The sequence below is a fragment of the Halorubrum persicum genome (assembly GCF_002727125.1).
GTDB classification, from domain to species: Archaea; Halobacteriota; Halobacteria; order Halobacteriales; family Haloferacaceae; genus Halorubrum; species Halorubrum persicum.
On the sequence record NZ_NHOA01000059.1, the window covers coordinates 1 to 25,420 of the forward strand.

Consider the following 25,420-nt stretch of genomic DNA (forward strand, 5'->3'; position numbering starts at 1 on the left):
GTGTCCGTGGGCTCGAAGGCCGCGTGGGAGTATTCTCCCGAATGAATGGGCAGGCGGCGAACCGCGGTTCCCAGAGGATCGCTCACTCCAGTACTTCCCGGTACGCTGGTGGGCTTAACTTCCGTGTTCGGAATGGGTACGGGTGTTTCCCCACCGCTCTGGCCGCCTTTACGCCGACTCTCGGATTCGAACCGAGACTCTCTCACAATCCGTGGGAGAGACGCCTGTGTCGGTGGTTCTGCCGACCGTGTATACGTGCGATCCAGTTACCGCCTGAACTCATACGAACTGTGGTGTCAGTGCCGTATGACTGTGGCTTCGGTCTGTTAGTGCTCGTGGACTCAACACCTCGTTGCCTCGGTGCGTACATCCCGAGTCTATCGAACTCGTCTTCTACGAGTGACCTCATCGGTACTTCTTTTCCATGTGGGTTTCGAGCTTAGATGCGTTCAGCTCTTACCCCGTGTCGCGTGGCTACCCGGCATTGCGTTCTCACACAACCGGTACACCAGTGGCGACCAAACGTAGTTCCTCTCGTACTATACGTTCGTTCACGTCAAGTACCTTGACACCCCCAATAGATAGCAGCCGACCTGTCTCACGACGGTCTAAACCCAGCTCACGACCTCCTTTAATAGGCGAACAACCTCACCCTTGCCCGCTTCTGCACGGGCAGGATGGAGGGAACCGACATCGAGGTAGCAAGCCACCCGGTCGATATGTGCTCTTGCGGGTGACGACTCTGTTATCCCTAAGGTAGCTTTTCTGTCATCTACGGGCCCCATTCCGGAGCCTCGTAGGTTCGCTAGACCACGCTTTCGCGTCAGCGTCACTCGTTGGGAATGACACTGTCAGACCATCTTGTGCTCTTGCGCTCTTCGCCGGATTCCCGACCCGGCTGAGATGATCTTCGGGCGCGCTCGATATCTTTTCGAGCGCGTACCGCCCCAGTCAAACTGCCCGGCTACCGGTGTACTCCTCCCGGAGTGAGAGTCGCAGTCACCGACGGGTAGTATTTCAATGCTGTCTCGGTGGCCCGCTGGCGCGGGTACCTGTGTAATGACTCCTACCTATGCTGCACATCGGCGACCACGTCTCAGCGACAGCCTGCAGTAAAGCTCTATAGGGTCTTCGCTTCCCCTTGGGGGTCTCCAGACTCCGCACTGGAACGTACAGTTCACCGGGTCCAACGTTGGGACAGTGGCGCTCTCGTTTATCCATTCATGCAAGCCGCTACTGAAGCGGCAAGGTACTACGCTACCTTAAGAGGGTCATAGTTACCCCCGCCGTTGACGGGTCCTTCGTCCTCTTGTACGAGGTGTTCAGATACCCGCACTGGGCAGGATTCAGTGACCGTACGAGTCCTTGCGGATTTGCGGTCACCTGTGTTGTTATTAGACAGTCGGAGCGCCCGAGTCACTGCGACCTGCTCCGTCGAGAGCAGGCATCCCTTCTTCCGAAGGTACGGGACTAACTTGCCGAATTCCCTAACGTCGGTTCTCCCGACAGGCCTTGGCTTGCGCTGCCAGAGCACCTGTGTCGGATCTCGGTACGGACATCGTGCTCGTCTTTTCACGGGCCCTATGTACGGCTGACTTGCGCTATCTCGCGCTTCTCTCGCTTCGTGCCGTGACGGCTTCCACGAGGTTCCACGATTCGACCGGGCGAAGGCCCGGCTCAGCGTTCCACACGGCGTCGACTTTTACTGCACGATGGCACTGGAATCTTAACCAGTTTCCCGTTGATGCAGTCGAGTTACGGTGCATCTTAGGACCGGCTGACCCTCGGCTGAGTGGCAGTGCCGAGGAACCCTTGCTCATCAGGCCGTCGAGGTTCTCACCCGACTATCGCTGCTACTGTGACCAGGATTGTCGTTTCTGAACGGTCCACGCGAGCTCTCGCCCGAGCTTCCATCCGAACAGAACGCCAACCTACGCGGTTGCCCCTGTCAAGGGCACGGCCAGGTCTCGGTGGTAGATTTGAGCCCCGATCATTTTGGGCGCCTCAAACCTCGGCCGGTAAGCTGTTACGCTTTTCTTAGAGGGTAGCTGCTTCTAAGCTCACCTCCCGGCTGTTTAGGGCTTGAGACCACCTTCGAATCGCACTTAATCTACACTTTGGGACCTTAACCCGGCTCTGGGTTGTTCCCCTCACGGTGCACAGGCTTACCCCGCACACCGGACTCCCTTCGTCTACAGCGCCTGCGGGTTTGGAGTTCGACAGGATGGCCGACTCCTCTCGGAGGCGGGTCATCCAATCGGTAGCTCTACCCCGCGGGCTACCTCGGAAGAGGTCATGCTTCGACATGTTTCGGTTGGAACCAGCTGTTGCCAGGCTCGATGGGCCTTTCACCCCTATGCGCAGATCACGAGAGGATATTGTAGAATACCAACTCTAACGGGCCTCCACGTGGCTTTCGCCACGCTTCACCCTGCCTGCGTATAGATCGCCTGGTTTCGGGTCGCACCCAATTGACTCCCCGCGCTTGAACACGGTGGCCCTCGCAATGCTGCGGCCGTATCGGTTTCCCTGCGCCTTCCCCGGTTCACGGGTTAGACTCGCCAATCAAGTGCACTCCCTGGGTCGTTTTTCAAAACGCACGACACGACGCCGGCTCATCTCTCTTCCTACTGGAGGATCGCTCCTCGGTCGTTTTGAGAAATGCCTTTTACGCCCTGTCGCTCGATCGCCAACTGATTTCAGGCCCTATTGCACCGCCCTTCTCGGGGTGCTTTTCAGCGTTCGCTCACGCTACTTGTTCGCTATCGGTCTCGAGGAGTGTTTAGCCTTCTCAGGGGATGCCTGAGTCGTTCACAGAGGATATCCGACCCCTGCTACTCTGGTATTGACGCCAACGGTACTGCCTCATTCTACGGGGTTGTCACCCTGTTTCACGCTCCGTTCCAGGAGACTTCGAATGAGACCTCGCGTTTTGATTGTCAACCCGAACACCACATTGGTCCGAAGACCTTCGGTTTGGGCTGTGTCGCGGTCACTCGCGGTTACTAACGACATCGCTGTTGCGTTCTTTTCCTTCCCTTACTGAGATGTTTCAATTCAGGGAGTTCCCTATTGCGCGTGGCAATTGTAAACGGATTCCGATTCGGAGATCTCATGTTCTTCCCCTCCATGCGGGTCCCATGAGCTTTTCGCAGCTTGGCACGTCCTTCATCGGCTCTCGAGCCGAGCCATTCACCAGCTGGCACAGTAGCCAGTAGTGTGTCAGTCGATTCATAACGAATCGCTGACGGTGTCAAGTGACATAGTGTCACCCGACTGTATATGGTTCACTGACGTTCCACGAACTCGTATGAGTTCAGTGGACGTCTGGATCGCACGTATACACGGTCGTCATCGGATCACGTCCAGGCATGGAGCGTGTCCGTCGAACCCTTCCCATCCGCGGTTTCCCGGGATGGTGCATCGGTCGTCTGTCCCAACCGAATCGCGTCTCCCACTTAAGGGGACGGATTCGCGCTGGGGGACATGGACTCACTGGGATTCGAACCCAGGGCATCCTCCTTGCAAGGGAGGCACTCTACCGCTGAGCTATGAGCCCACCTTCCCGTCTAGGGGAAGGAGTCGTCTTGGTGTGAACCGTGGTAGTTCGTCGGTGTCCAGGTCGGCGGGTGGGCGGACAATAGACCACACATGAGTAGTGACCGTCTGAAGAGACGGTCTAAGGTGAGCTCGCCCAGAGGGCGAGTCTCGGGTCGGTGGAGGTGATCCAGCCGCAGATTCCCCTACGGCTACCTTGTTACGACTTAAGCCCCCTTGCGAAGCCCAGATTCGACGCGTGGAACGCGCCTCATCCGGACCTCACTCGGGTGCTTTGACGGGCGGTGTGTGCAAGGAGCAGGGACGTATTCACCGCGCGCTTGTGACACGCGATTACTACCGAATCCAGCTTCATGTGGGCGAGTTGCAGCCCACAATCCGAACTACGATCGAGTTTCTGAGATTACCGTCTCCTTTCGGAGTTGGAACCCTTTGTCTCGACCATTGTAGCCCGCGTGTTGCCCAGCACATTCGGGGCATACTGACCTACCGTTGCCCGTTCCTTCCTCCGTGTTGGCCACGGCGGTCTCCCTACTGTCCCCAGCCACTTCGCAGTGCTGCTGGCAAGTAAGGATGCGGGTCTCGCTCGTTGCCTGACTTAACAGGACGCCTCACGGTACGAGCTGACGGCGGCCATGCACCTCCTCTCTGAAGCTCGGATAAGGTCATCAACCTGATCGTCATTACTACAGTCGATGCTGGTGAGATGTCCGGCGTTGAGTCCAATTAAACCGCAGGCTCCTCCGGTTGTAGTGCTCCCCCGCCAATTCCTTTAAGTTTCATCCTTGCGGACGTACTTCCCAGGCGGTCTGTTTAGCGGCTTCCCTACGGCACAGCACCCACTCGTAGTGGGAGCCACACCTAACAGACATTGTTTACGGCCAGGACTACCCGGGTATCTAATCCGGTTCGAGACCCTGGCTTTCGTCCCTCACTGTCGGATCCGTCCTCGCGACGTGCTTTCGCCATCGGCGGTCCGTCCAGGATTACGGGATTTCACTCCTACCCCGGACGTACCCGTCGCGCCTTCCGGTCCCAAGCCACACAGTTTCCACCGGACGCCCACCCGTTGGGCGGGTGGATTTTCCGATGGACTTGTGCGGCCAGCTACGGACGCTTTAGGCCCAATAAGATCGGCCATCACTCGGGCTGCCGGTATTACCGCGGCGGCTGGCACCGGTCTTGCCCAGCCCTTATTCGTACACCTCCCTACGGTGTACAAAAGCGCAGGCTCTATGCCTGCGCACTTGGGATCCCCTTATCGCACTGGCGTGCAGTGTAAAGGTTTCGCGCCTGCTGCGCCCCGTAGGGCCCGGAATCTTGTCTCAGATTCCGTCTCCGGGTTCTCACTCTCATGACCCGTACCGATTATTGGCACGGTGGGCCGTTACCCCACCGTCTACCTAATCGGCCGCAGCCACATCCTTCGGCGCCGGAGCGTTTTGGCACAATCCTCATTCCAGGTGGATTGTGGTATGCTCTATTAGCCTCAGTTTCCCGAGGGTATGGAGCTCCGAAGGGTAGTTTGGCCACGTGTTACTGAGCTATTCGCCACGAGTCTGAACTCGTGCGACTAGCATGGCTAAATCGGATCCCAATAGCAATGGCCTCCGGCAGGATCAACCGGAATGTATAACCTCTGAGCCTGATTCCCGGCTCAGAGGGGTGTTGGCGGGTTTTGACTCGCGTTGAGTCAAAACACCATTGCATGGTCTATGTGGTGTCCGGGCCACCCAGCGACCTGGATGACACCGAACTACCACGGCTCACATCAGATTTCCTCTTACGCCGGAGCGCAGGGGGCGAAATCCTCATCCTTGCGGACCTGATTGTTTTCTTCGAGGGGTCATAAACCCATCGAAGCTCTTCAGGTCCAGCGAAACCGGGCCGAGTTGAACGGCCCGAGTTCGCAGGTGCGTTCTTCGCATTAGTCACGATGGCCGGGTTGTATTTAACCCCGTCGAACTACCGGCGCTACGTCATGCGGTTTCATGGCGGGGAAGTGTGAACAAGCGGATAGCTATGCGTGAGCGGATGCGTCGAAAAAACGGCCTGAGCTCGAAGGCTACTCGTCGTCGATGTACTCGATCCCTTGTTTCGAGACGTTCGCCTTCGTGATGTCGTCGAGGTCGTTAAGCCAGAAGTCGTCGTCGGCCTCGTCGACCTCGGGAGCGCTGTCCTTCCAAGCCCACCCCTCGTACTCGTGAACTTTCTGTGTCCCCTTCTCCCGAAGGCGGAGCGTGATTCGTTCCGCTTCGTCTTCCGAAGGGGCGGGCTCGAGCGTCCGAGCCGCCTTGAGCGCGGCCTGACGAGGCATGTTGCCGGAGAACTCGCTCGGTTCCGATCCGTCTTCCTCCCGAAGGGCGAAGTTTCGCTTACCGTCTTCACGTACCATGGTTTATCCTCCATGGGAACCCAGCACACAGTCTGTAATAAATATATCGGGGAAATGAAAGCTAACATCCAAAATATTTAAATACTAACTCTACACGGGCTAGCGGTTTCGATCGGTTTTCGAGCCGATCCGAACGCCGGTCGATCACCGGAGCGACAGAGCGCTCGAACCGAGATGCCGATCGGCTCTCGCTCCGCGACGGATAGCACCGCGAAAAGCGCGTCACCCGCCCTATTCGGGTAAACAACACTTATGTGTCTGGTATGGCGAAGTTCGACCAGTACAACCGCGATGGTCCGTAAAAAGAAGCTCAGCCCAAGTGGCGCCAAGGACGACGACGGGGAGTACCACAACGTCCACGTGAATCTCCACGAGGACGAGCTCGCCGTCGCCGGGATGGAGATCGGCGACGAGGTGTTCGTGCGGGTCCGAGACGGGAAGATCATCATCCAGAAAGCCGACTCCAGCCCGGAAGACCTCGAACACGACTTCTGAGGCGACGGGCGTTCCGTCGAATTCGTTCTGCGGACCGAAACGCCGAACAGCGGAAGTGCCGGCAACCCTCACTTGCGACGCCGGTCGGCGGATTGATGCACGTCCGTGACGAGGCCGAAACGATGGGCGCGTACGATCTGGTGAAACCGGCGCTGTTCGGGCTCCCGCCTGAGACCGCACACGGGTTGACACACCAGCTGTTACGGGTGGTACAGGGGACGCCGGTGACGGACCGCCTCCGCGATCGGTTCGTCGTGGACGACTCCCGTCTGGGCGTCGACGCGTTCGGAAACTCGTTTCCGAATCCCGTCGGCGTCGCGGCAGGCTTCGACAAGAACGCGGAGGTTCCACGCACCCTCGCGGCGTTGGGGTTCGGCCACGTGGAGGTCGGCGGCGTCACGGCCGAGCGACAGCCGGGGAATCCGCGACCGCGGCTGTTCCGGCTGCGCGAAGACGAGGCGCTGATAAATCGGATGGGGTTCAACAACGAGGGCGCCGACATCGTCGGGGAGCGGCTCGACAGAGAGCCGCTTCCGGAGGTCCCGGTCGGGATCAACATCGGGAAGTCGAAGTCGACGCCCCTCGGCGAGGCCCCTGACGATTACGTGTACACGTACGAGCGCGTCGCCGACGCGGGAGACTACTTCGTCGTCAACGTCTCCAGCCCGAACACGCCCGGGCTCCGCGAGCTGCAGAACCGCGCGGCGTTAGAGGAGATCCTCGGCGCTCTCGCGGACGCGGGCGCCGATCCGCTCCTCGTGAAGCTCTCCCCGGACCTCCCGGAGCCGGCGGTTGAAGACGCGCTGGGCGTCGTCGACGACCTCGGGCTCGACGGAGTCATCGCGACCAACACGACGACCTCGCGGCCGAACTCGCTGAAGAGCCCCCAGCAAGCCGAGCGCGGCGGACTCTCCGGGAAGCCGATAGAGTCGATCGCCACGGAGCGGATCCGATTCGTCGCCGAGCGCACCGACGTGCCGGTGATCGGCGTCGGAGGGGTGTCGGACGCGAGGGGTGCCTACGAGAAGATACGGGCGGGCGCGTCCGTCGTGCAGCTGTACACAGCGCTCGTGTACGAGGGGCCGAGCCTCGCACGCGAGATCAACGAGGGGATCCTCGACCTCCTCGATCGCGACGGCTTCGATTCGGTCGAGGCCGCCGTCGGCGTAGACCTGTAACAGAGGTGCGCCGAGAGAGGCGCGCTACGCTTCGTGACGGACGATGACGACCACGTCGTCGGCCTCCAACAGCTCGCCGTCGCCCTGATACTGCCGCTCCTCCTCGACTGCGAACTCATCGCCGACGAGCGTGACGCCCGCGACGTGGAGCTCGTCGCCGTCGATCTCGTACTCCTCCTGCGCGAGCGCCGCCTCGATGTCGCCGACCTGATCGCCGTACTTCGGCCCGACGGTCGCGTAGTCGAGGTCGATCCCGGTGACCACCGTCTCGACCGGAGCGTCCTCGTCGGGGTGGACGGTGAGGTCCGCGACGTGCATCACGCCGGTGACGTCGTCCTCGAACCCGCGAACGTCGGCGTACACCTCGACCGCGTCGAGTTCGGCGTTCAGCGGGAGCTGGTTCTCGCTCTTGTACTTCCGGAGCGTCCCGACCACCGCCGTCGCCGCCGCGCCCGCGTCTCGGTCGGCGTCGATGCCGAGCGGTTCGGGCCAATCGACGAGGTGGACGGAGTCGCCGGCGCCGTCGGCGGCGTCCGCCGCCTGCGTCGCGGCGTCGGCGTACATGTCGTGCCACAGCTCCTCGGTGACGTGCGCGAGCAGCGGAGCGAACAGCTTCAGGAACCGCCGGTGGGCGGTCCGAAGCGTGTACGCCGCGGCGTCGTCCTCGCGCTGTTTGGCGATCTCGAGGTAGTCGTCACAGAAGGTGTTCCAGAAGAACCCTCGAAGCTCGTCGCGGGCCTTCGAGAAGGCGCGATCCTCGAACAGCTCGGTGAGGCGTTCGACCTCACTGTCGAGCTCGGCGAGCAGCCAGCGGTCGAGCTCCCGGAGGTCTTCGTCGGCCGGCTCATCCGGGTACGGCTCCGGCGCCAGCGACTCGACGAGCTTGGAGGCGTTCCACAGCTTGCGGATCAGCTTCTCGCCCGCGCGAAGGTCCTTCTCCTTGAACGGGAAGTCGTCGCCGACGGCGGTGCCGGCGGCCCAGTAGCGCGTGGCGTCGACCGGGAACTCCTCGAGCACGGTCTGGGGCTCGACGACGTTGCCGACGGACTTCGACATCTTCTGTCGGTTCTCGTCGAGGACGTGCCCGTTGATCATCGTCTCCTCGAACGGGACCTCGCCGGTGTGCTCGTAACACTTGACGAGGGTGTGGAACAGCCAGAAGCTGATGATGTCGTGGCCCTGGGGACGGAGATTGAACTGGTACAGCTCCGGGTGCTCCATCGTGAACTCCCCGGCCTCCTCGTCCCAGTCCCAACCGGCGTTGATCAGCGGCGTCAGGCTGGAAGTGGCCCACGTGTCGAGCACGTCGTCTTCCGGCTCGAACGCGTCGTGACCGCACGCGGGGCAGGCGTCGACCGGCGGATCGTCGGAGAGCGGATCGACCGGGAGGTCGGCCTTGTCGGCGACGACGACCTCGTCGCAGTCCTCGCAGTACCACACGGGGAACGGGATGCCGGAGGAGCGCTGCCGGGAGATGAGCCAGTCCCACTGAAGCCCTTCGACCCAGTGTTCGTACCGGCTGAACATCTTCTCCGGCGACCACTCCATCTCGCGACCGATCTGGAGGTACTCGTCGGTCTTGTCGAGCATCTCGATGTACCACTGCTCGGTGACGAGGAACTCGACGCTGGTCCCGCAGCGCTCGTGGACGTTGACGGTGTGAGTGATGTCGCGCCGGTCGAGCAGCGCGCCCGCTTCGTCGAGGTCCTCGACGATGGCCTCGCCGGCCTCCGAGGAGTGCAGTCCCTCGTACGCCTCGGCGACCTCGGTCATGTGACCGGACTCGTCGATGGCGACCCGGAGGTCGAGGTCGTGGACCTGATACCACTCGATGTCGTTCTGGTCGCCGAACGTACAGCACATCACGATGCCAGAGCCCGTCTCCATGTCGACGCGCTCGTCAGCGATGATCGGGACCTCGTGGCCGAACAGGGGGACCTCGGCGGACTCGCCGACGAGGTGCTGATTCCCGTCGTCCTCGGGGTGGACGAAGACGGCGACGCAGGCGGGGAGGAGTTCGGGGCGAGTCGTCGAGATGACGAACTCGTCGTCGCCTCCGGCGACGGGGAAGGCGATGTCGTTGAAGTGGCTGGCCTGCTCGTCGTCCTCCGTCTCGACCTGCGAGATGGCGGTCTCGCACTCGGGACACCAGATCGCGGGCGCCTTCTCGCGGTACTCGCGGCCCTGGTCGTACAGGTCGACGAACGAGAGCTGGGAGACGCGCTGGACGCGCGGCTCGATCGTCTGATAGGTGTGGTCCCAGTCGACGGAGACGCCGAGCGACTGGACGTTCTCGGTGAACTGCTCCTCGTACTGCGCGCAGACCTCCCGGCACTTCGCCTGGAACTCCCGGCGTTCGAAGTCCTGGTGGCGGATGTCGAGCTCGTCCTCGGTGAGCCGCTCGGAGGCGATCCCGTTGTCGTCGTAGCCGAACGGGAAGAACGTCGCCCCGCCGTTCATGCGCTCGAAGCGCGCGACGAAGTCCTGGAGGGTGAACCCGTACAGGTGACCCATATGGAGGCTCCCCGATACCGTCGGCGGGGGCGTATCGATGGAGAAGACGGTGTTCGGATCGACCGGGTCGTCGTCGGGGTAGGCGTACGTCTCCTCGTCGACCCATCGCCGCTGCCACCGCGGCTCGACGGCGTCGGGGTCGTACTCACCACTGGGCATTTCACGCTCACGTTCCGCCGGTTCCCCCTTAACGGCCTCGGTTGTGTGGGGAGAGATCGCGCGGAAGCGCGGTCAGCCGGAGCCAAGGCGCGGGGAGGGGCACGTGAGCGCGGGGGACACGTGAGCGGAGAGGGGCACGCACACGCGAGCGCGGGAGAGCCCCGTGGGGGCGCGGTCAGACCGTGTCGTCGCGGTCGTGGTCGGCGGCCATCTTCGACGCTTCCGCGGCGAACCGCTCGACCTCGTCGTCGGGGCTCTCCCCGAGCGCGGAGTCGTCGACCTCGCGGCCGGCGGTGACCCCGTCGCCCGTGACGAGCCGCTGCTCGGCCAGCTCCTTCGTGTGCATCCGCTCGCCGTCTTCGGTGGCGTAGGTGAGCCGCACGAGCCCCTTCGAGTCGAACTGCCGATCGACGAGCCAGACCGTGGTCATACCCGGGCGTGGGTGCCTGTGACGCTTAAAAAGGACGGTCGCGGCGGAGAGCCCGATCGCGGCCGTCCCGTCGCCAGCGCTTTGTACCGCCTCGCCGAACCGGAAGGCATGCGCGTGAAGTTCGACCGCGACACCTGCGTGGGGATGTTCCAATGCGTCGCCGAGTGGGACGCCTTCGAGAAGGATCTGAACGACGGGAAAGCCGATCTGCGAGGAAGCGAGGAGGAGGCGGAAGACGTGTTCGTCGTCGACGTGCCCGACGACGAGGAGTTCGACGCGAAGTTCGCGGCGCGGGTCTGTCCGGTCGACGCCATCGAGGTGTACGACGACGACGGCGAGCAGGTGGTCTGAGGTTACAGTCGACCGGCGAGATCCTCGGCGAAGTACGTGACGATCAGGTCCGCGCCCGCGCGCTTGAGCGAGAGCAGCGACTCGTGAGCGGTCGCCTCCAGGTCGAGCCACCCCTTCTCCGCGGCCGCATGTAACATCGCGTACTCGCCCGAGACGTTGTACGCGGCGATCGGGTGGTCGAACTCCCGCCGGAGGTCGCCGACGATGTCGAGGTAGGGGAGCCCGGGTTTCACCATCAACACGTCCGCCCCCTCTTCGGCGTCGATCCGAGCCTCGCGGAGCGCCTCGCGGCGGTTCGCGGGGTCCATCTGGTAGTGTCGACGGTCACCGAACGCCGGCGCGCCGTCGGCCGCGTCGCGGAAGGGGCCGTAGAAGGCGGACTCGTACTTGACCGCGTAGCTCATCAGGGCCACGTCCTCGTGGCCCGCGTCGTCGAGCGCCTCGCGGATCGCCCGGACCTGGCCGTCCGTCATCGCCGAGGGCGCGACCATGTCCGCGCCCGCGTCCGCCTGCGAGACGGCGGTTTCGGCGAGCAGGTCCAGCGTCTCGTCGTTCTTCACGGTGAGCGTCGGGTCCGTCTCCGCCGACTCCTCGATCACGCCGCAGTGCCCGTGGTCGGTGTACTCACAGAGGCAGACGTCGCCGATCGCGTATGCATCGGTCTCGCCGGTGATGCGGCGGAGCGCGCGCTGGACGACCCCGTCCTCGGCGTACGCGCGGGTTCCGTTGGGATCCTTCGACTCGGGGATGCCGAAGACGATGACCGCCTCGACTCCGGTGTCGCGGATCTCCTCGACGCGGGCGACCGCCTCGTCGACGGGGACGCGCTCGTGGCCCGGCATCGTCTCGATCGGGACGCGCTCGTCGGTGGTCGCGTCGACGAAGACGGGCGCGACGAGGTCCGACGCCGACAGCGAGGTCTCGCTGACGAGCGGGCGGACGCCGTCGGTGCGGAGCCGCCGCGGCCGGTCCGTTGGGTGCATACGCGAGCCTTGGCTCCGAGATGCCTTTTATGATCCGTCCGCGGCGAGCCGGGTGATAAAGAGGGGGAGTCGACCGATGGCTCGGCCGGCGGCTACTCCGACGACTCGACGTCGATCCGGTCGCGGAGCGAGGCGAGCTCGTCGGACTCGGCGAACTCCTCGACGCGCGCCTTGAAGTGCTCCTCGCAGAGCCCGACGACCACGCCGCTCTGCTCGGCCTCGTACGTGGCCTCCCGCTCGCAGTAGTGACACCGCATACGTCACACTCTGTCGGCGCCGGGCTTAACCCTGTTCGTCGATCGGGGAGGATCGGGACGCCGGCGGGCGCGCTCTCAGACGGGGCCGGAGACCGGCTCCGGGAGGCGCTCGCGGATCGGCGCGAACCGCTCCGCCGTCAGTCCCGCCTCGGCGAGGGTTCGCTGGTGCGCGTCGGTACCGCCCGTCAGAAGGAGATCGCTCTCGGCGGCCACGCGCTCGACACGCGCGTCGTCGACCGCGCGCCCGTACGGGTAGAACCGCTCGACCGCGTCCAGATCGCGGGCCACGTCGAGGGCGGCGTCCACGTCGTCGTACCGGAACGGGTGAGCGAGTCCGACGACCGCGCAGGCGTCCCGGAGCAGTTCGGCGCCGCGCGCCAGTTCCGTCACCTCGCGCGCGACGTAGCAGGGACCGTCGTTCCCGATCAGTTCGTCGAAGGCCCCCGCGTAGTCGTACGGCGCCGCCGACTCGTCGATCGCGCGGGCGATGTGCGGGCGCCCGAGCCCGGGGCGGGGTTCCACGCCGAGGTCGACGCCGAGCCGGTCTTCCACGGCCTCGAGGATCGCGGCCCCCCGTCGCTCCCGATCGGCCTGAAGCCGCTCGATCTCGGCGTCGAGGGCGTCGGTGTGTTCGGCCGCATAGCCGAGCAGGTCGAGCCGATCGAAGCCGGCGTCGACGCGGAGTTCGATCCCGCGAACGACCCGGACCCCGTCGCGCTCGACGACCGGTGCGTCCAGCTCCGGGTGGAGGCGGTCGTGGTCGGTGATCGCGACCCAGTCGAGGCCGGCGTCGCGGGCGACGTCGACGAGCTCGTCGGCCGTCATGGTGCCGTCAGAGACCGTCGTGTGCGCGTGGAGGTCGGCGACGATCCGGTCCGTGTCCATGCCGGTCGTTCGGCGACCGCGCACTAAGCGTCGGTGGTCGAAGCCCGTGCGATCATGCGATCCATCGACAATATAAGGAAATATAATGTGATTCTCCGGACTAAGGTTGTGCATGGACAATCATTAAGAACCCTCGGCGATTCGCAGTAGTTGATGCGCTTGAACGGCGTCGACGACCGACTCGAACGGCACCAATATCCGACGACCTCGGAAGAACTGATCGCGGCCCACGGGAACGCGACCGTAGAGCTCGCGGACGGCTCCGAGCGTCTCGGAGACGTGCTGGAGCGGTTCGGCGAGCAGACGTTCGACAACGCGGACGACGTGTTCACCACGCTCCGCGCCGGCGTCTGCCACCGCGGGGTCGGTCGGCGGTTCTACTCGGACCGCGACCCGACGACCGACGCCGACGACGGACCGTCACCGGTCTCGTTCTGAACCGGCGGCGCGAACCGCTTTTCGATTTTCACGCAGCGTAACCTCAGAGCGACGCGTCCGCTGGGATCGGTCGCCCTGAAGGGCTGCAAAATCGGGGTCCTCGAACGACGGGGTCAGACCCAATCGATCGCGGCCGACAGATCGAGGGGCACCGATCCCTTCCGATATCCCTCGACGTGTCCGCTCGGGCGCGCACGCAGGACGACGGCCGGCCTGTGCCGGACTTCGGGCCGCGCCTCGCGCACGGCCGCCCAGTCGTCCGCGGGGAAGGAGGTGCAGTCCACGAAGAGGGTGACGCCGCCGCCGTGCGCCTCCAGCTGGCCGCTGGTCTTCGTCTCCGCCGTGTCGCGGACCGCCGCGACGGGGTCGCTCGCGGAGCGTCCGGAGACGGGTTGCGGGCGCGTCACTTCGACCAGCGAGGCGTCCCCGGTATCCGGATCGGTCGCGCGGTAATCGAGCGAGTGGCCGGTCGTCACCTCGATCTCGGGCGTCACCTCGTAGCCGGCCTCGGTCAGGATTCGGGCCGCGGTGAACTCCGAGATCGCGGCGCTCATCCGGACCAAGTCGAGCGACGCCGAGGTCCCGAGCTTTCCGGCCATCAGCTCGCGGTAGTCGTCGAGCGTCCCCGGACGGAGCGTCTCCTCGACGAACCCCGTCCCCTCCTCGCGGGTCGCGTCGGGGAACCCCGCCGCATGGTCCCGGAAGAACGCGCGGGTGGTCTCGGCGCCGTCCTTCGAGCAGAACACCGGGAGGAAGAACCACGAGACGTGCGGGTACGCCGCGAGCCACGGCTCGTCGTCGTGGAGCCCCGCGAGCAGTTCCCGCTGGGCCCACCTCGACACCGGGTACGGAACCTCGTCGAAGCCGTACTTGTCCGTCCGCCAGAGCTCGCTCGGCGTCTCCGTGTTGCCGATCCAGTACCCCACCGGGCCGCCGTCGGCGCCGTCCGGCGGGTCGTCGTCGCTGTCCGTCCAGCAGAACAGCGCAGACGAGCCGTCGTCCATGTCGAACCGTCGGGCCTCGTAGCCGGACGGCAGGACGAACCACGGATCGCTCGCGGTCGCCCCGAGGTTGTCGTCGAGGGGCCGTTCGAGCTGCGAGCGGACGCGGTCGGCGCTCCAGCGGCCGGGCGCGCGTCTGAATCGGAGCGGTTGTGCCACGGCGGTGCTACCGCACGGCGGGGTTAATTGGTTCCGGTGAGCGGAACCGGCTGTCGGGAGCCATCCGCTGGTCCACCCCGTCGATCCCGTCTGCTGGCCCTTCCGTCGGTCCCGCCTTCTCCCACCTCTCTCGGTCCCAACCGCCGATCGGTCTGGCCCGCCGACCGCTCGACAGACGTTTCTCAGAACAGACATTTCACCGACACATATAATACTGACAGTTTCCAAGCGAGTATGTACCATGTCAATGGGTGCCTATGACGAGGCCGAACACGAGCGTCGCGAGAAGAAGACCAGCGAAGTCGACGCCGATTTCGACGCTGAGCGGCCGGAGTACTCCGGATCGCTCACGTACGACTCCGGCGATTCCACGGAGGCACTCCTCGACAAGTTCCAGGAGCTTCAAAGCGAGTGAACCGGGGCGGCGCTCTGCTTCTCCCTTCCGGTTGAACTCTTGATCGTTCGGATCTTCGTCGCTGAGCCGCGATAGCGTCGGGTCAGGACAGCGCGATCGCCGCGGAACAGACGATCGCGACCGCGAAGACGTGTCCGACGACGGCTCCGAGCAGGATCGGTTCCTCGAGCAGGAACGGAACGAGCGCCAGCTGGATCACGGAGAAGCCGATGTTCTCCGCGTCGAGCCGCCTGACCTGCGAGACCGCCGCGGGGGGGAGGTCGACGTGGACCGCGCGCCACAGCGCGATGACCGCGCTCCACCACGAGGTGCCGATCCGGTAGGTGAGGTCCCAGAGGACCAACAGCGTGAGGTAGACGACTGGAATCGGCGGATCCGCGCCGAACAGCCGGGATATCAGCGTGCCGTCCCACGCGATCACGTACGTGATCAGGGCGATGAACGCCAGCACGCCGAGGACGATCTCGATGCTCGATCCGAACAACAGCCGCTTGTGCGCCGCCGGCGTCGGAAGCCGGCGGTTGATCGCGCCGAGCCGGTGCATCTCGACGCTGCCGACGGCCGCCACCGCGACGGCGACCGTCCCGGCGAGGACCGCGTCCCACAGCCCGTAGTACCACCCGAACGCCACCACGCCGACCTCGAACAGGACGAACTGGATCGCGACCGCGAGCGTTCGAGAGATGCCGAGCCCGGGAATCCCCCCGACGAGGCTCTCGTACACCCACGTCTCGCCGTAGTTGCGGCTCACGACCCCGACCTCTCGGGGTGGGTCGCCTCCGCCCGAGCCTCCTCCGCCCGGTTCATCTCGTCGATCGCCCGCGCGGCCGCGACCTCGAACGGCGTCTGCTCGATCGGCACGAGGTCGCGGATCCGGTCGTCCTCGACGATCACGGTGTTGCGGAGGCCTTCGACGAGCGATCGGGCGAGGTAGGGGTTCACGTCGGTCACGAGCCGGAGCCACTTCGCCGACAGCTCCGGGCTCAACACCGGAACCCGAATGATCCGCAGTTTGTGACCGAGCTGGCGGCGGGTCAGGCGGAGTATCTCCGCGTACGTCAACACGTTCGGGCCGCCGATCTCGAAGGTGTCGTCCGCGGTCGCCGGCTCCTCGAGCGCGCCGACGAGATAGCCGACCACGTCGTCGATCGCGATCGGCTGACAGAGGGTGTCGACCCACTTCGGGGTGGTCATCACCGGGAGCCGACTCGCGAGCCCGTGGATCACCTCGAAGCTCGCGCTGCCGGCGCCGACGATGATCGCCGCCCGGAGCGTCGTGAGCATCGGGTCGCCGGTCCCGAGGATGCGCTCGACCTCGCGTCGGGACTCGAGGTGTTCGGAGAGCTCCTCCCGGTCTTCGCCGAGCCCGCCGAGGTAGATGATCCGGTCGACGCCGGCGGTCGACGCCGCCTCGGTGAAGTTCTGGGCGCAGTTGCGGTCCCGCTCCTCGTAGCCCGGCCCGCCGTCCATCGAGTGGACGAGGTAGTAGGCGGCGTCGACGGGGTCACCGTCGATCTCGAACGCGGGCGGTAAGGAGCCGGGTTCGAGGAGGTCGCCTTCGACGACGTGAACCCCGGCGGGCGGGGCGTAGCCGTCGGCGTCGCGGACGAGCGCGACCACCTCGTGGCCCCCCTCGATCAGGGTCGGGATGAGCCGGCTGCCGACGAATCCGGTGGCGCCGGTGACGAGTACGCGCATACCGATCCGTCGGTCGGAGCGACCATAAGCGTCCGCCACGGTTCCGCGGCCGATCGGGGTGAGCCGCCGGCGGTCGGGACCGGTCTCCAGAGCGCGCTTCGCCGCGACCGATCGTTAAAAGTCGTCGGGCGGCAGTCGTTATCGACATGCACGCAGGCGAGTTTGAGCCGGTTCGCGGGGTTCCGGACCTGTACGTCCACGACACCGGGATGTTCGACACCGACGAGTACGGGGCGGTGTACGTGTACGACACCGAGCGACCGATCGTGATCGACACCGGGACGGGGGCGAACCGCGAGCAGCTGTACGAGACGCTCGACGAGATCGGGATCGGCCGCGAGGAGTTGGCGTGGATCCTCCCCACGCACGCCCACCTCGACCACGCGGGCGGGGCGGGCCACCTCGCCCAGCGATACCCGAACGCGGAGGTCGTCGTCCCCGAGAAGGGAGTGCGACACCTCGTCGATCCGGACGCGCTCGTCGCCGGGACGAAGTCCGCGGTGCAAGGCCAGTGGGAGTACTACGACGAGCCCGAGCCGGTCCCCGAAGATCGGATCGCCGGACTCGCGGAGGGGGACCGGATCGACCTCGGCGACCGCGAGCTGGTCGTGTACGAGGCGCCGGGCCACGCCCCGCACCACGCGATCTACCACGAGCCCGACGCCGACGTGGTCTTCACGGCCGACGCGGCCGGGATTTACGTCCCCGCGGTCGACGGGATCGAGCCGACGACGCCCCCGCCGCAGTTCGACCTCGATCAGTGTCTCGCCGACGTCCGGACGATCGAGGAGCTCGACCCCGACTGCCTCTGTTTCGGGCACTTCGGTCCCCGGACGTACGAGCCGGAGCTGGCCGGCGAGATAAAGCGCGCGTACGTCGAGTGGGTGGAGGCGATCCGAGAGAAGCGAGAGGAGCTCGCGGACGACGACGCCGTCATCGAACACTTCGAGGCCGCGAGCCGACACGCGGAGTTCTGGAACCCCGAGCGCGCCCGCGCCAACGCGAGCCTGAACGTCCGGGGCGTTCTCGCGTACCTCGACTACGTCGCGGAGAACGAGGCGGAGTGATCCCCGCGGCTCACCGCCCCCAACGGAAACCTCCTAAACCCCGCGTCGCCTAGCCGTGCCCATAGATGGGTATCTTCGACACGATCCGCGCCGTGCTCGGGACGAGCGCCGAGACGGACGCGACCCGCGAGGCCGACCCCGAGGACCTCTTCGGGATGTCGACCGCGTACATGACGATGGAGGCCGACCTCGGCTACGACCACTGCGGGGAGGCCGCCCTGTGCTTCTCCGGCGTCGACAGCACCCGGTTCGACGACGCGGTCGAGACCGTCGAGGCCATCCTCGAGGCCGGTGAGATCGACACCGGCACCGGCTTCCACCGACACGAGGACGACCACGGCTACCAGTGGTTCGTGCTGGAGGACGACGACCCCGAAGACCTGGTGACGAGCATCCACTTCGCGGCCGACCAGTTCATCGAGGAGGGGTTCGGCTCTCGCCTGCTCGCGGCCGTCTTCGGCTTCGAGCGCGACGGCGTCGACGCCTACTGGATCTACTCGTTCCGGCGCGGCGCCTACTACCCCTTCTCGCCGAAGGGGACGAGCGACCGGAACCAACAGGTCGAGTTCAAGCTCCAGTCGGTCCTCGACGGGGAGCTCGGGCTCGAAGACGACGAGTCCTACTGGTACCCGCTGTGGCCCGACACGCCGGGGGACCACCCGTGGGAGTGACCCGATGAGCGCGACGAAGACCGACTCTGACCGGCGGTATACCGGGCGTGACGCGACGCGAAAGCGGCTCCTTCGAGCGGTGGCCGCACAGGCCGCTGCGCTGAGCGCCGCCGTCCACCTCCTGTGGGCGTGGCCGCGGCTCGCCGAGCCGGCGGACGCGCGCCCCTACGTGTTCCTGCTCGGCGGGGCGTTCACAGTCGCGATCGCGGCCGCGACGTTGCGGGCGGACGAGTACCGACGACTGTACGCGCTCGGCGCCGGGACCCTCGCCGCGTTCCTCGTCGGCTACGCGGGATGGCACGGTGGCGGGGCCGCGACGGCGTTAGCGAGCGACCCGCTGGCGATCGTCGGCAAGGGGGCCGAGGTCGTCGGCGTCGCGGCGTTCCTCGGGCTGTACCGGCTCGCGCCGCCGACGAGCGTCGTGGTCGAACGACGGAAGGAGGCCGGGAGTGAGAGCGGCACCGGCGGAGGGAGCGACACCGTCGGGGGGAGCGACACCGCCGGAGGAAACGAAACCGTCGGCGAGGACCGAGACGCGGACAGATGAGCGAGACGTACCTGACGGTGGCGGAGTCCGCGACGGCGACGTTCGAGGTGCAGGGCTCGGAGTTCCTCGGACACGTCGCACCGGCCGATACGGTGGAGGCGGCCGAGGCGTTCGTCGAGCGCGTCCGGGCCGAGTACGACGACGCGACCCACAACGTGCCGGCGTACCGGGTGCCCGCGGGGAGCGCCTCTGCTCGGACGCCCGACGGCGAGGTCATGCTCCGCGAGTACTCCTCGGACGACGGCGAGCCGACCGGGTCGGCGGGGAAGCCGGCGCTCAACGTGCTCCAACAGCGCGAGATCCGGAACGTCGTCGCGGTGGTGACGCGGTACTACGGCGGGACGAACCTCGGCGTCGGCGGCCTCGCGCGCGCCTACTCGCGTGCGGTGAAGGACGGGGTCGACGAGGCCGGCGTGATCGAGGAGCGCCCGCACCGCCGGCTGGTCGTGGAGACGGAGTACGACGACTCGGGAACCGTCCGCGGGGTGATCGAGTCGGCCGGGGTCGAGTTCGACGCCGACTACGACGAGCGCGTGCGGTTCGCGCTTCGGGTTCCCGTGGCCGAGGTGGAGCCGCTGGTGGAGCGACTCAACAGCGCGACCAGCGGACGGGTCGATATCGACCGGTAGCGCGGCGGGATCGGGCGGCGATGCGGCGGGATGGGCCGATCGCGCGTGTGGATCGGGCGGCGATGCCGCGGAGTCGAGCAGGAATCGGCGCCGCTGCGATCAGGCGAACTTCCTGACGGTCATCTCGAGGGTGTCCAGATCGAGGATGGGAGCGTAGCCGGCGTCGGGGTCGATGTTGACGGACTTCTGGAAATCGGTCTGGGCCTGCCAGCAGCCGGAGTTGACGGCGAGCACGTTGTGGTACTTCCCCCAGCCGAGCTTGTGGACGTGGCCGGTGTGGAACACGTCCGGTACGTCCTCGATGACGAGGTAGTCGCGCTCCTCCGGCGCGACGCGGGTGTGTCCCCCGAACTGCGGTGCGACGTGGCGTTTCTTCAGGAGCTGGTACATCGCCTTGTGCGGCTCGTCGTAGCTCGCCTTCTCCTCGGGGAGTTCCGCGATCACCTCGTCGAGCGAGACGCCGTGGTACATCAGCACGTCGACGCCCTCGACCGTGACGGTCGCCGGGTTCGAGACGATCTGGGCGTCGTGTACGTCCATGATGGAGCGGATCTCGTCGTTGAACCCGGGCTGGGGCTCCGCGAGCCGGACCGCGTCGTGGTTCCCCGGGATCATCACGATCTCGGTGTCCGCCGGCACCTCCTTGAGGTGTTCCGCGAACGCCTCGTACTGGTCGTAGATGTCGACGATCTCCAACTCCTCGTCCTGGTCGGGGTAGACGCCGACGCCCTCGACCATGTCGCCCGCGAGCAGCAGGTACTCGACGGGCTCGGCCTCGGGGGTGTGGAGCCAGTCGGTGAACCGACTCCACGCGTCGGCCATGAACTCGTCGCTGCCGACGTGGACGTCGGAGATCAGCGCGGCCTGCACGTGGCGGTCGGCGGCTCCGGTCCGGTGGGTGCGGGGAACGTCGGGGAAGTGCAGGGAGTCGGCGAACAGGATCCCGGAATCGTCGGCGAGCGTCCCCTCGACGGCGAGACACTCGTCCATCATGATCTCGTCGACGAGGTCGGCGAGCCCCTTGTCTTTCATGATCAGCGCGGGGAACGTTCCGGTCGTGTCCTCCAACTCGACGAGCCAGTGGCCGGATTTGGTGGACCGAACGTCGTTGACGAGCCCGATCATCGCGGCGTCGCTCCCGCCGGGCATCTCCGCGATCGCCTCGGCGGGGCGGTGGTTGACGCGACCCCGGAGAACCTTCGAGAGCCGCTCGTAGCGGTCGCGGAACGTGCGGACGAAGTCGGCGTACTCTCCGGTCCCGGTGCTCCGGCCGGTCATGTCGTTGCCGACTTCCAACTCCCGCAGATCGGGACCGTGATGGGGGGCATCGGCGGTGTCAGCAGTGTTGGAGCCCTCGGCGGTGCCGGCGGTATCAGAGCCCTCAGCGGTGGCGTCCGCGTGGTGGCCGGATCCAGAGCCGCGGTTCGAAGCGGAGTCAGAGCCGCGGTTCGATGAAGACCCCCCTATTTCTACTGGAGACTGGCCTTTCGGAGACTCAGGAGCCGATTTATCGGTGTTTCGGGTTGGAGACGATTCGTGGGTCGATCGGGAGCCGGAGTCGGGAGATTCGGCGCCGGAGGGTGACGGGTTGGAACCAGTCGGGGCCGGGTCAGTGTCGGAGACGGGACGGTCGGTGGTGACGGTGCGGACGTGGTCGGCGGTGATGCGGAGGGCGTCGTCCGGGGCGTGATCGACGACCGATTCGACGGCGGCGGCGGAGTCGGGCGCGCTCGCCAGGAGGGTTATCGCTTCCCGTTCGGCGTTGTATCCGTGTCTGGCAAGTTCCTTGGCGATCCGGGCGTTCGACTCCAGCGGCACGACATCCGAAACGAGAGCGCGGCTCAAAACGGTTCCGGAGCCCGTCGACTCGCCGGGATCGACCGCGGTCTCGTCGACCGACACCCGGAAGCTTATGACCGGAACCCGTCAAGCCGAACGTAATGGACGAAGGGGACCGGTCGGACGGAGACGGCGAACCCGACCGGGAGACCGGAGCGGCGGACAGAGATGTCGAGAGCGGCGAGTCCATCGATACCGACTCCACCGACGACGACGAGATGGCCTCCGATGAGGATGCCGTGTCGGGTGGCGAGAGCGAGCGAGCTGGAGGGGGCGGGACCGAACCAGATCGACCGGAAGCCGAACCAGATCGACCGGAAGCCGAACCAGATCGACCGGAAGCCCAACCGGACCGGCCGGATACGGCATCGGATCGAGGCGTCGGCGCTTCCGACGAGAGCGTTCTGCATCGGTTCCGGCACGACAGGGAGGGGCCGCTGATGTGGATCCGGGAGATGCTCTCCAGCGTCGCCGTCGTGCTCCTGATCGGCCTGATCCTGTTCGGCGTCAGCGGGGTGTGGCCGCCGATGGTCGCGGTCGAGTCCGGAAGCATGGAGCCGAACATGGAGGTCGGCGACCTCGTCTTCGTGACGGAGCCGGGACGACTCGCGCCCGATGCCGCCGACAACGACGTCGGCGTCGTAACCCACGAAGTCGGCGAGACCGCCGACTACCGGACGTTCGGATCGTACGGCTCGGTGGTGATCTACCGGCCACCGGGGCGGACGGCCTCGCCGATCATTCACCGGGCGATGTTTCACGTGGAAGAGGGCGAAAACTGGTACGACCGCGCCGACGGGCGGTACCACAGCGCCGACGACTGCGGCGATCTCAACCACTGCCCCGCACCGCACAGCGGGTTCATCACGCTCGGCGACAACAACGGCCGGTACGATCAGGCGAGCGGTCTCGCCGCCCCGGTTAAACCCGACTGGGTGACCGGGGTCGCGCGGGTCCGCGTGCCGTACCTCGGCTACGTGCGGTTGATCGCGACCGGACAGGCGGAGCCGAGCGACGTGATCGCGACGAGTGTCACGGTCCGGATGGGACCGATCGCTCACAGCGGGGTCGGCGGTGGCGTGCCCGACCGAGACCGCGCCGTTTCTGCCTGGGACAGCACCGTCTCTGACGTGACCCCCTCCGTTTCAGGTGGAGATGTGACCGCGGCCACGGCGGGTTAAGAGAGAAATCGGAGCGCCAGGCGGAGAAGTAGCGGGAGCGAGTGGGTTGTCGACCCGGCCGACTCAGTTGTCGAACCGGGCCTGAACGAACGGCTGTGCGTTCTCGATGTCGCCGAGCCGGGAGTCCGACAGGAGGACGGCCTCGGTCTCCTCGACAGGAACTGACAGCCCCATCTCTTTCGTGCGCCCGTAGCGGCCCTTGGAGACGACGACGGCGTTGACGATCCCGAGCATGTCGAGCTCGCTGATGAGGTCGGTGACGCGGCGCTGGGTGAGCACGTCGGCGTCGATCTCCTCGCAGAGGCGCTTGTAGATGTTGAACACCTCGCCGGTGTTGATGTTGTGGACGCCGTTTTTCTCCAGCAGGATGACGGCGAAGAGGACGATCTTGCTCTGGGTCGGAAGGGTGCGGACGACCTCAACGACGCGGTCGAGCTCGATCTTGTCCTGGGCCTGCCGGACGTGTTTCTCGGCGACGATCTCGGCCTGCGAGCGCTCGGCGAGCTCGCCCGCGGTCCGGAGGAGGTCGAGCGCGCGACGGGCGTCCCCGTGTTCCTGCGCGGCGAACGCCGCGCAGAGCGGGATCACGTCGTCGGTGAGCGCGTCCTGTTTGAACGCGATGTCGGCGCGGTGCTGGAGGATATCACGGAGTTGGTTCGCGTCGTACGGCGGGAAGACGATCTCCTCCTCGCCGAGGCTCGACTTGACGCGGGGGTCGAGGAAGTCGGTGAACTTCAGGTCGTTCGAGATCCCCATGATCGAGATGCGCGAGCGGTTCAGTTCGGAGTTCATCCGGGAGAGGTTATAGAGGGTGTCGTCCCCGCTCTTCTCGACGAGCTTGTCGATCTCGTCGAGCATGATCACGACCACGCGCTCGTGGTAGTCGACGGCCTCGAAGAAAGTCGAATAGACGCGGTCGGTGGGCCACCCCGTCATCGGGACCTCCTCCATCTCGTCGGCGTCGGCCTCGAGCTCCTCGATACGGGCGTCGAGCTCGTCGAGGCTCGCGAACTCGGTGTCTGCGAGGACGGTCGAATCGTCGACGGCAGTGGAGCGGAGCTCGCGACACCGGTCAAGCCGGTCGTCGATGACCGCTTGGTTCTCCTCGATGAAGGTGTTCGCGAGCTGTGCGAGGACGCGGTACTGCGTGTCAGTCACCTCGCAGTTGATGTACTCGACCTCGCAGGGGACGTCGTACTTCTGTGAGGTGGATTCGAGCTCCTGCGAGACGAACTTCGCGGAGGCCGTCTTTCCTGTACCCGTCTTACCGTAGATGAGGATGTTAGAGGGCGTTTCCCCGCGCAGCGCGGAGACGAGGATCGTGGCCATCCGGTTGATCTGATCGTTGCGGTGTGGGAGCTCGTGGGGGGTATAGGACGGGCGGAGGACTTCCTTGTTCTCGAATATCGGCTCTCCGGAGAGCAAGTCATCGAACAGACCCTGGTTTTCGTCATCGTCGTCAAGGACGACGCCGTCGAAGTCAACGTCGGTGGAGGAGCGGTCTCGTCCTCCGCTGCCAACGTCGATGTCGGTCGAAACGTCGTCGATGTCGGTCGAAACGTCGTCGACGTCAGTTGAAACATCGTCGACGTCGGTCGAGACGTGATCGGGATCTGTCGAAGCGCCGGTCGCGGGATCCGGTTCAGCGGATTGTGGAGGCGAGTCGACCGACGGTGGAGCATCGAGATCGGCGCCAGTCGCGTCGGTATCGTCGGTTCCGGGCTGATCTCCGGAGATATCGCTGTCGTCCACTGATTCGTCGGCCTTGGATGTGTTCTCTCCTTCGTCCATGGAAACCCCCCTGTTTCAGGTGGAAATTGCCCGCGAAACAACGACAGATGTCGTATACCGGCCTGAAACGACGGTATTCGACCAGAGTTGCGGTCGGATACGTCCAGTTGATGCAGTCGAACCAGATGAAGAGGGGGGACAAAAGTGTTACTCTCTGCACCCGAAACGGACCGCTCAGCCCCAAATTTCGATCCGTTCTGGATTTACCGCGAGATCGACGATGCGATCGCGAGGACGCGAGCGAGCAATGAGATCAAGCTGCGAGATCGAGCTATGAGATCGGTGGGGTATCACCCACCCGTGGAGAGTGGGAGATGCCCAGAACGATGGACGGCCGGGACGGTGGACAGCAGCACGGTGGACGATCGGAGCTGTGGACGGCAGCACGGGAAAGATCGAAACCGAAGACGCCAGAAGGACCGGTGGTGAGTTCAGCTGGACAAGAAATAGGGGCCGGTCTCCGGAGAGAATCGTGTCAAGCGACGACCGAGACGCGCGCTTGCCGCTGTTTCGAAGTAGCTAGAACTGGCCTCAGTCGGTGGTGAACCGGGTGGGAAAGCCGTCCAGCCGATGTCGCGGGATCGATCAGAGTATCAGCTCACTCGTATATGCCTCATCGCTGGACCGATTATCTCCTTTTATTCTCTTGACCCCCCCACCAAATTCGTGTTCCACCCGAAACGAAGGGGTGGGGGGGTCAAGAGAATAAAAGGAGATAATCGGTCCAGCGATGAGGCATATACGAGTGAGCTGATACTCTGATCGATCCCGCGACATCG

General features: G+C 65.2%; 21 protein-coding genes, 1 tRNA gene and 3 rRNA genes. 10 read left to right on the forward strand and 15 right to left on the reverse strand.

Translation table 11 applies throughout. The annotated features are described in order from the left end of the window. Nucleotides 1-48: 48 nt before the first annotated feature. The 5 genes from rrf to DJ69_RS08460 form a co-directional block, all read right to left on the reverse strand. Nucleotides 49-170: ribosomal RNA gene (rrf, locus tag DJ69_RS08440) — 5S ribosomal RNA — on the reverse strand. 134 nt (nucleotides 171-304) lie between these two features. Then, nucleotides 305-3,221, reverse strand: a 23S ribosomal RNA gene (locus tag DJ69_RS08445). Nucleotides 3,222-3,487: 266 nt separating this feature from the next. Next, nucleotides 3,488-3,559 (reverse strand) — tRNA-Ala (locus DJ69_RS08450). A 158-nt stretch (nucleotides 3,560-3,717) separates the two neighbouring features. Further along, nucleotides 3,718-5,188 (reverse strand): 16S ribosomal RNA (locus tag DJ69_RS08455). Together the 16S, 23S and 5S rRNA genes with 1 tRNA gene alongside form the textbook arrangement of a ribosomal RNA operon. A 435-nt stretch (nucleotides 5,189-5,623) precedes the next feature. Then, a complete protein-coding gene (locus DJ69_RS08460) occupies nucleotides 5,624-5,953 on the reverse strand; it encodes a non-histone chromosomal MC1 family protein (protein ID WP_099255215.1) in 330 nt (109 codons plus the stop codon). A 291-nt stretch (nucleotides 5,954-6,244) separates the two neighbouring features. Between DJ69_RS08460 and DJ69_RS08465 the strand changes: the two genes are divergently transcribed. Together DJ69_RS08465 and DJ69_RS08470 are read left to right on the forward strand one after the other, a co-directional pair. Beyond that, on the forward strand, nucleotides 6,245-6,448 hold the full coding sequence (locus DJ69_RS08465) for an AbrB/MazE/SpoVT family DNA-binding domain-containing protein (RefSeq protein WP_050024870.1): 204 nt from the start codon (nucleotides 6,245-6,247) through the stop codon (nucleotides 6,446-6,448). A 122-nt stretch (nucleotides 6,449-6,570) separates the two neighbouring features. Further along, complete coding sequence (locus DJ69_RS08470; protein ID WP_099255230.1) at nucleotides 6,571-7,626, forward strand: quinone-dependent dihydroorotate dehydrogenase; 1,056 nt, start codon at nucleotides 6,571-6,573, stop codon at nucleotides 7,624-7,626. Between the two features lie 24 nt (nucleotides 7,627-7,650). On the opposite strand, the gene DJ69_RS08475 is transcribed toward DJ69_RS08470, so the two are convergent. Next, nucleotides 7,651-10,299, reverse strand: coding sequence for a valine--tRNA ligase (locus tag DJ69_RS08475; protein ID WP_099255216.1), 2,649 nt, complete (start codon nucleotides 10,297-10,299; stop codon nucleotides 7,651-7,653). 175 nt (nucleotides 10,300-10,474) lie between these two features. Continuing rightward, the gene (locus DJ69_RS08480) at nucleotides 10,475-10,729 is read right to left on the reverse strand and encodes a hypothetical protein (protein ID WP_099255217.1); all 255 of its coding nucleotides are present in this window, start codon (nucleotides 10,727-10,729) and stop codon (nucleotides 10,475-10,477) included. Between the two features lie 108 nt (nucleotides 10,730-10,837). Here DJ69_RS08480 and DJ69_RS08485 point away from each other — a divergent pair, with 108 nt between their 5' ends. After that, nucleotides 10,838-11,080: a ferredoxin gene (locus tag DJ69_RS08485; RefSeq protein ID WP_099255218.1), complete on the forward strand. Its 243-nt coding sequence runs from the start codon at nucleotides 10,838-10,840 to the stop codon at nucleotides 11,078-11,080. A 2-nt stretch (nucleotides 11,081-11,082) separates the two neighbouring features. On the opposite strand, the gene hemB is transcribed toward DJ69_RS08485, so the two are convergent. The 3 genes from hemB to DJ69_RS08495 all read right to left on the reverse strand — a co-directional run bounded on the left by hemB (nucleotide 11,083) and on the right by DJ69_RS08495 (nucleotide 13,205). Beyond that, nucleotides 11,083-12,063, reverse strand: coding sequence for a porphobilinogen synthase (gene hemB, locus DJ69_RS08490; protein WP_099255219.1), 981 nt, complete (start codon nucleotides 12,061-12,063; stop codon nucleotides 11,083-11,085). 92 nt (nucleotides 12,064-12,155) lie between these two features. After that, nucleotides 12,156-12,320, reverse strand: a complete 165-nt coding sequence (locus tag DJ69_RS18330) for a DUF6757 family protein (RefSeq protein ID WP_180271766.1) — start codon at nucleotides 12,318-12,320, stop codon at nucleotides 12,156-12,158. A gap of 75 nt (nucleotides 12,321-12,395) precedes the next feature. Further along, nucleotides 12,396-13,205 carry a PHP domain-containing protein gene (locus tag DJ69_RS08495; RefSeq protein WP_099255220.1) on the reverse strand — a complete coding sequence of 270 codons (810 nt, stop codon included), beginning with the start codon at nucleotides 13,203-13,205 and terminating at the stop codon, nucleotides 12,396-12,398. Nucleotides 13,206-13,358: 153 nt separating this feature from the next. On the opposite strand from DJ69_RS08495, the gene DJ69_RS08500 reads away from it, so the two are divergent. Next, on the forward strand, nucleotides 13,359-13,643 hold the full coding sequence (locus tag DJ69_RS08500) for a DUF5789 family protein (protein WP_099255221.1): 285 nt from the start codon (nucleotides 13,359-13,361) through the stop codon (nucleotides 13,641-13,643). A 113-nt stretch (nucleotides 13,644-13,756) separates the two neighbouring features. Here DJ69_RS08500 and DJ69_RS08505 read toward each other — a convergent pair whose 3' ends face one another. Beyond that, nucleotides 13,757-14,803 carry a DUF5784 family protein gene (locus DJ69_RS08505; RefSeq protein ID WP_099255222.1) on the reverse strand — a complete coding sequence of 349 codons (1,047 nt, stop codon included), beginning with the start codon at nucleotides 14,801-14,803 and terminating at the stop codon, nucleotides 13,757-13,759. Nucleotides 14,804-15,050: 247 nt separating this feature from the next. Here DJ69_RS08505 and DJ69_RS18335 point away from each other — a divergent pair, with 247 nt between their 5' ends. Further along, nucleotides 15,051-15,218 (forward strand): DUF5786 family protein, encoded by a 168-nt coding sequence (locus DJ69_RS18335; RefSeq protein WP_180271767.1) that lies wholly within the window; start codon nucleotides 15,051-15,053, stop codon nucleotides 15,216-15,218. A gap of 82 nt (nucleotides 15,219-15,300) precedes the next feature. Here the strand turns inward: DJ69_RS18335 and DJ69_RS08510 are convergent, their stop codons facing one another. Both DJ69_RS08510 and DJ69_RS08515 read right to left on the reverse strand, forming a co-directional pair. Further along, nucleotides 15,301-15,969, reverse strand: a complete 669-nt coding sequence (locus DJ69_RS08510; protein WP_099255223.1) for a DUF7530 family protein — start codon at nucleotides 15,967-15,969, stop codon at nucleotides 15,301-15,303. Continuing rightward, nucleotides 15,966-16,916 carry an NAD(P)H-binding protein gene (locus DJ69_RS08515; RefSeq protein ID WP_099255224.1) on the reverse strand — a complete coding sequence of 317 codons (951 nt, stop codon included), beginning with the start codon at nucleotides 16,914-16,916 and terminating at the stop codon, nucleotides 15,966-15,968. The genes DJ69_RS08510 and DJ69_RS08515 overlap by 4 nt, the downstream gene beginning before the upstream one ends. A gap of 146 nt (nucleotides 16,917-17,062) precedes the next feature. Between DJ69_RS08515 and DJ69_RS08520 the strand changes: the two genes are divergently transcribed. The 4 genes from DJ69_RS08520 to DJ69_RS08535 all read left to right on the forward strand — a co-directional run bounded on the left by DJ69_RS08520 (nucleotide 17,063) and on the right by DJ69_RS08535 (nucleotide 19,830). After that, on the forward strand, nucleotides 17,063-17,983 hold the full coding sequence (locus DJ69_RS08520) for an MBL fold metallo-hydrolase (protein ID WP_099255225.1): 921 nt from the start codon (nucleotides 17,063-17,065) through the stop codon (nucleotides 17,981-17,983). 65 nt (nucleotides 17,984-18,048) lie between these two features. Then, the gene (gene pspAB / locus DJ69_RS08525; RefSeq protein ID WP_099255226.1) at nucleotides 18,049-18,654 is read left to right on the forward strand and encodes a PspA-associated protein PspAB; all 606 of its coding nucleotides are present in this window, start codon (nucleotides 18,049-18,051) and stop codon (nucleotides 18,652-18,654) included. A 4-nt stretch (nucleotides 18,655-18,658) separates the two neighbouring features. Further along, nucleotides 18,659-19,201, forward strand: a complete 543-nt coding sequence (locus tag DJ69_RS08530) for a hypothetical protein (RefSeq protein WP_245851588.1) — start codon at nucleotides 18,659-18,661, stop codon at nucleotides 19,199-19,201. Continuing rightward, the gene (locus DJ69_RS08535; protein WP_099255227.1) at nucleotides 19,198-19,830 is read left to right on the forward strand and encodes an IMPACT family protein; all 633 of its coding nucleotides are present in this window, start codon (nucleotides 19,198-19,200) and stop codon (nucleotides 19,828-19,830) included. Before DJ69_RS08530 ends, DJ69_RS08535 begins: the two co-directional genes overlap by 4 nt. Nucleotides 19,831-19,929: 99 nt before the next feature. On the opposite strand, the gene DJ69_RS08540 is transcribed toward DJ69_RS08535, so the two are convergent. Next, nucleotides 19,930-21,648, reverse strand: a complete 1,719-nt coding sequence (locus DJ69_RS08540; protein WP_099255231.1) for a DNA-directed DNA polymerase II small subunit — start codon at nucleotides 21,646-21,648, stop codon at nucleotides 19,930-19,932. A gap of 122 nt (nucleotides 21,649-21,770) precedes the next feature. On the opposite strand from DJ69_RS08540, the gene DJ69_RS08545 reads away from it, so the two are divergent. After that, on the forward strand, nucleotides 21,771-22,850 hold the full coding sequence (locus DJ69_RS08545) for a S24/S26 family peptidase (RefSeq protein WP_099255228.1): 1,080 nt from the start codon (nucleotides 21,771-21,773) through the stop codon (nucleotides 22,848-22,850). Nucleotides 22,851-22,913: 63 nt separating this feature from the next. Here the strand turns inward: DJ69_RS08545 and DJ69_RS08550 are convergent, their stop codons facing one another. Continuing rightward, nucleotides 22,914-24,641: a Cdc6/Cdc18 family protein gene (locus DJ69_RS08550; protein ID WP_099255229.1), complete on the reverse strand. Its 1,728-nt coding sequence runs from the start codon at nucleotides 24,639-24,641 to the stop codon at nucleotides 22,914-22,916. Nucleotides 24,642-25,420: the final 779 nt, after the last annotated feature.

Bases quoted from the DNA above. Each gene is read 5' to 3' on its own strand.
- DJ69_RS18330 (WP_180271766.1), bottom strand. From the start codon at position 12,320: ATGCGGTGTCACTACTGCGAGCGGGAGGCCACGTACGAGGCCGAGCAG.
- DJ69_RS08520 (WP_099255225.1), top strand. From the start codon at position 17,063: ATGCACGCAGGCGAGTTTGAGCCGGTTCGCGGGGTTCCGGACCTGTAC.
- DJ69_RS08465 (WP_050024870.1), top strand. From the start codon at position 6,245: ATGGTCCGTAAAAAGAAGCTCAGCCCAAGTGGCGCCAAGGACGACGAC.
- pspAB (WP_099255226.1), top strand. From the start codon at position 18,049: ATGGGTATCTTCGACACGATCCGCGCCGTGCTCGGGACGAGCGCCGAG.
- DJ69_RS08550 (WP_099255229.1), bottom strand. From the start codon at position 24,641: ATGGACGAAGGAGAGAACACATCCAAGGCCGACGAATCAGTGGACGAC.
- DJ69_RS18335 (WP_180271767.1), top strand. From the start codon at position 15,051: ATGGGTGCCTATGACGAGGCCGAACACGAGCGTCGCGAGAAGAAGACC.
- DJ69_RS08470 (WP_099255230.1), top strand. From the start codon at position 6,571: ATGGGCGCGTACGATCTGGTGAAACCGGCGCTGTTCGGGCTCCCGCCT.
- hemB (WP_099255219.1), bottom strand. From the start codon at position 12,063: ATGCACCCAACGGACCGGCCGCGGCGGCTCCGCACCGACGGCGTCCGC.
- DJ69_RS08515 (WP_099255224.1), bottom strand. From the start codon at position 16,916: ATGCGCGTACTCGTCACCGGCGCCACCGGATTCGTCGGCAGCCGGCTC.
- DJ69_RS08495 (WP_099255220.1), bottom strand. From the start codon at position 13,205: ATGGACACGGACCGGATCGTCGCCGACCTCCACGCGCACACGACGGTC.
- DJ69_RS08530 (WP_245851588.1), top strand. From the start codon at position 18,659: ATGAGCGCGACGAAGACCGACTCTGACCGGCGGTATACCGGGCGTGAC.
- DJ69_RS08485 (WP_099255218.1), top strand. From the start codon at position 10,838: ATGCGCGTGAAGTTCGACCGCGACACCTGCGTGGGGATGTTCCAATGC.
- DJ69_RS08460 (WP_099255215.1), bottom strand. From the start codon at position 5,953: ATGGTACGTGAAGACGGTAAGCGAAACTTCGCCCTTCGGGAGGAAGAC.
- DJ69_RS08480 (WP_099255217.1), bottom strand. From the start codon at position 10,729: ATGACCACGGTCTGGCTCGTCGATCGGCAGTTCGACTCGAAGGGGCTC.
- DJ69_RS08545 (WP_099255228.1), top strand. From the start codon at position 21,771: ATGGACGAAGGGGACCGGTCGGACGGAGACGGCGAACCCGACCGGGAG.
- DJ69_RS08535 (WP_099255227.1), top strand. From the start codon at position 19,198: ATGAGCGAGACGTACCTGACGGTGGCGGAGTCCGCGACGGCGACGTTC.
- DJ69_RS08475 (WP_099255216.1), bottom strand. From the start codon at position 10,299: ATGCCCAGTGGTGAGTACGACCCCGACGCCGTCGAGCCGCGGTGGCAG.
- DJ69_RS08500 (WP_099255221.1), top strand. From the start codon at position 13,359: ATGCGCTTGAACGGCGTCGACGACCGACTCGAACGGCACCAATATCCG.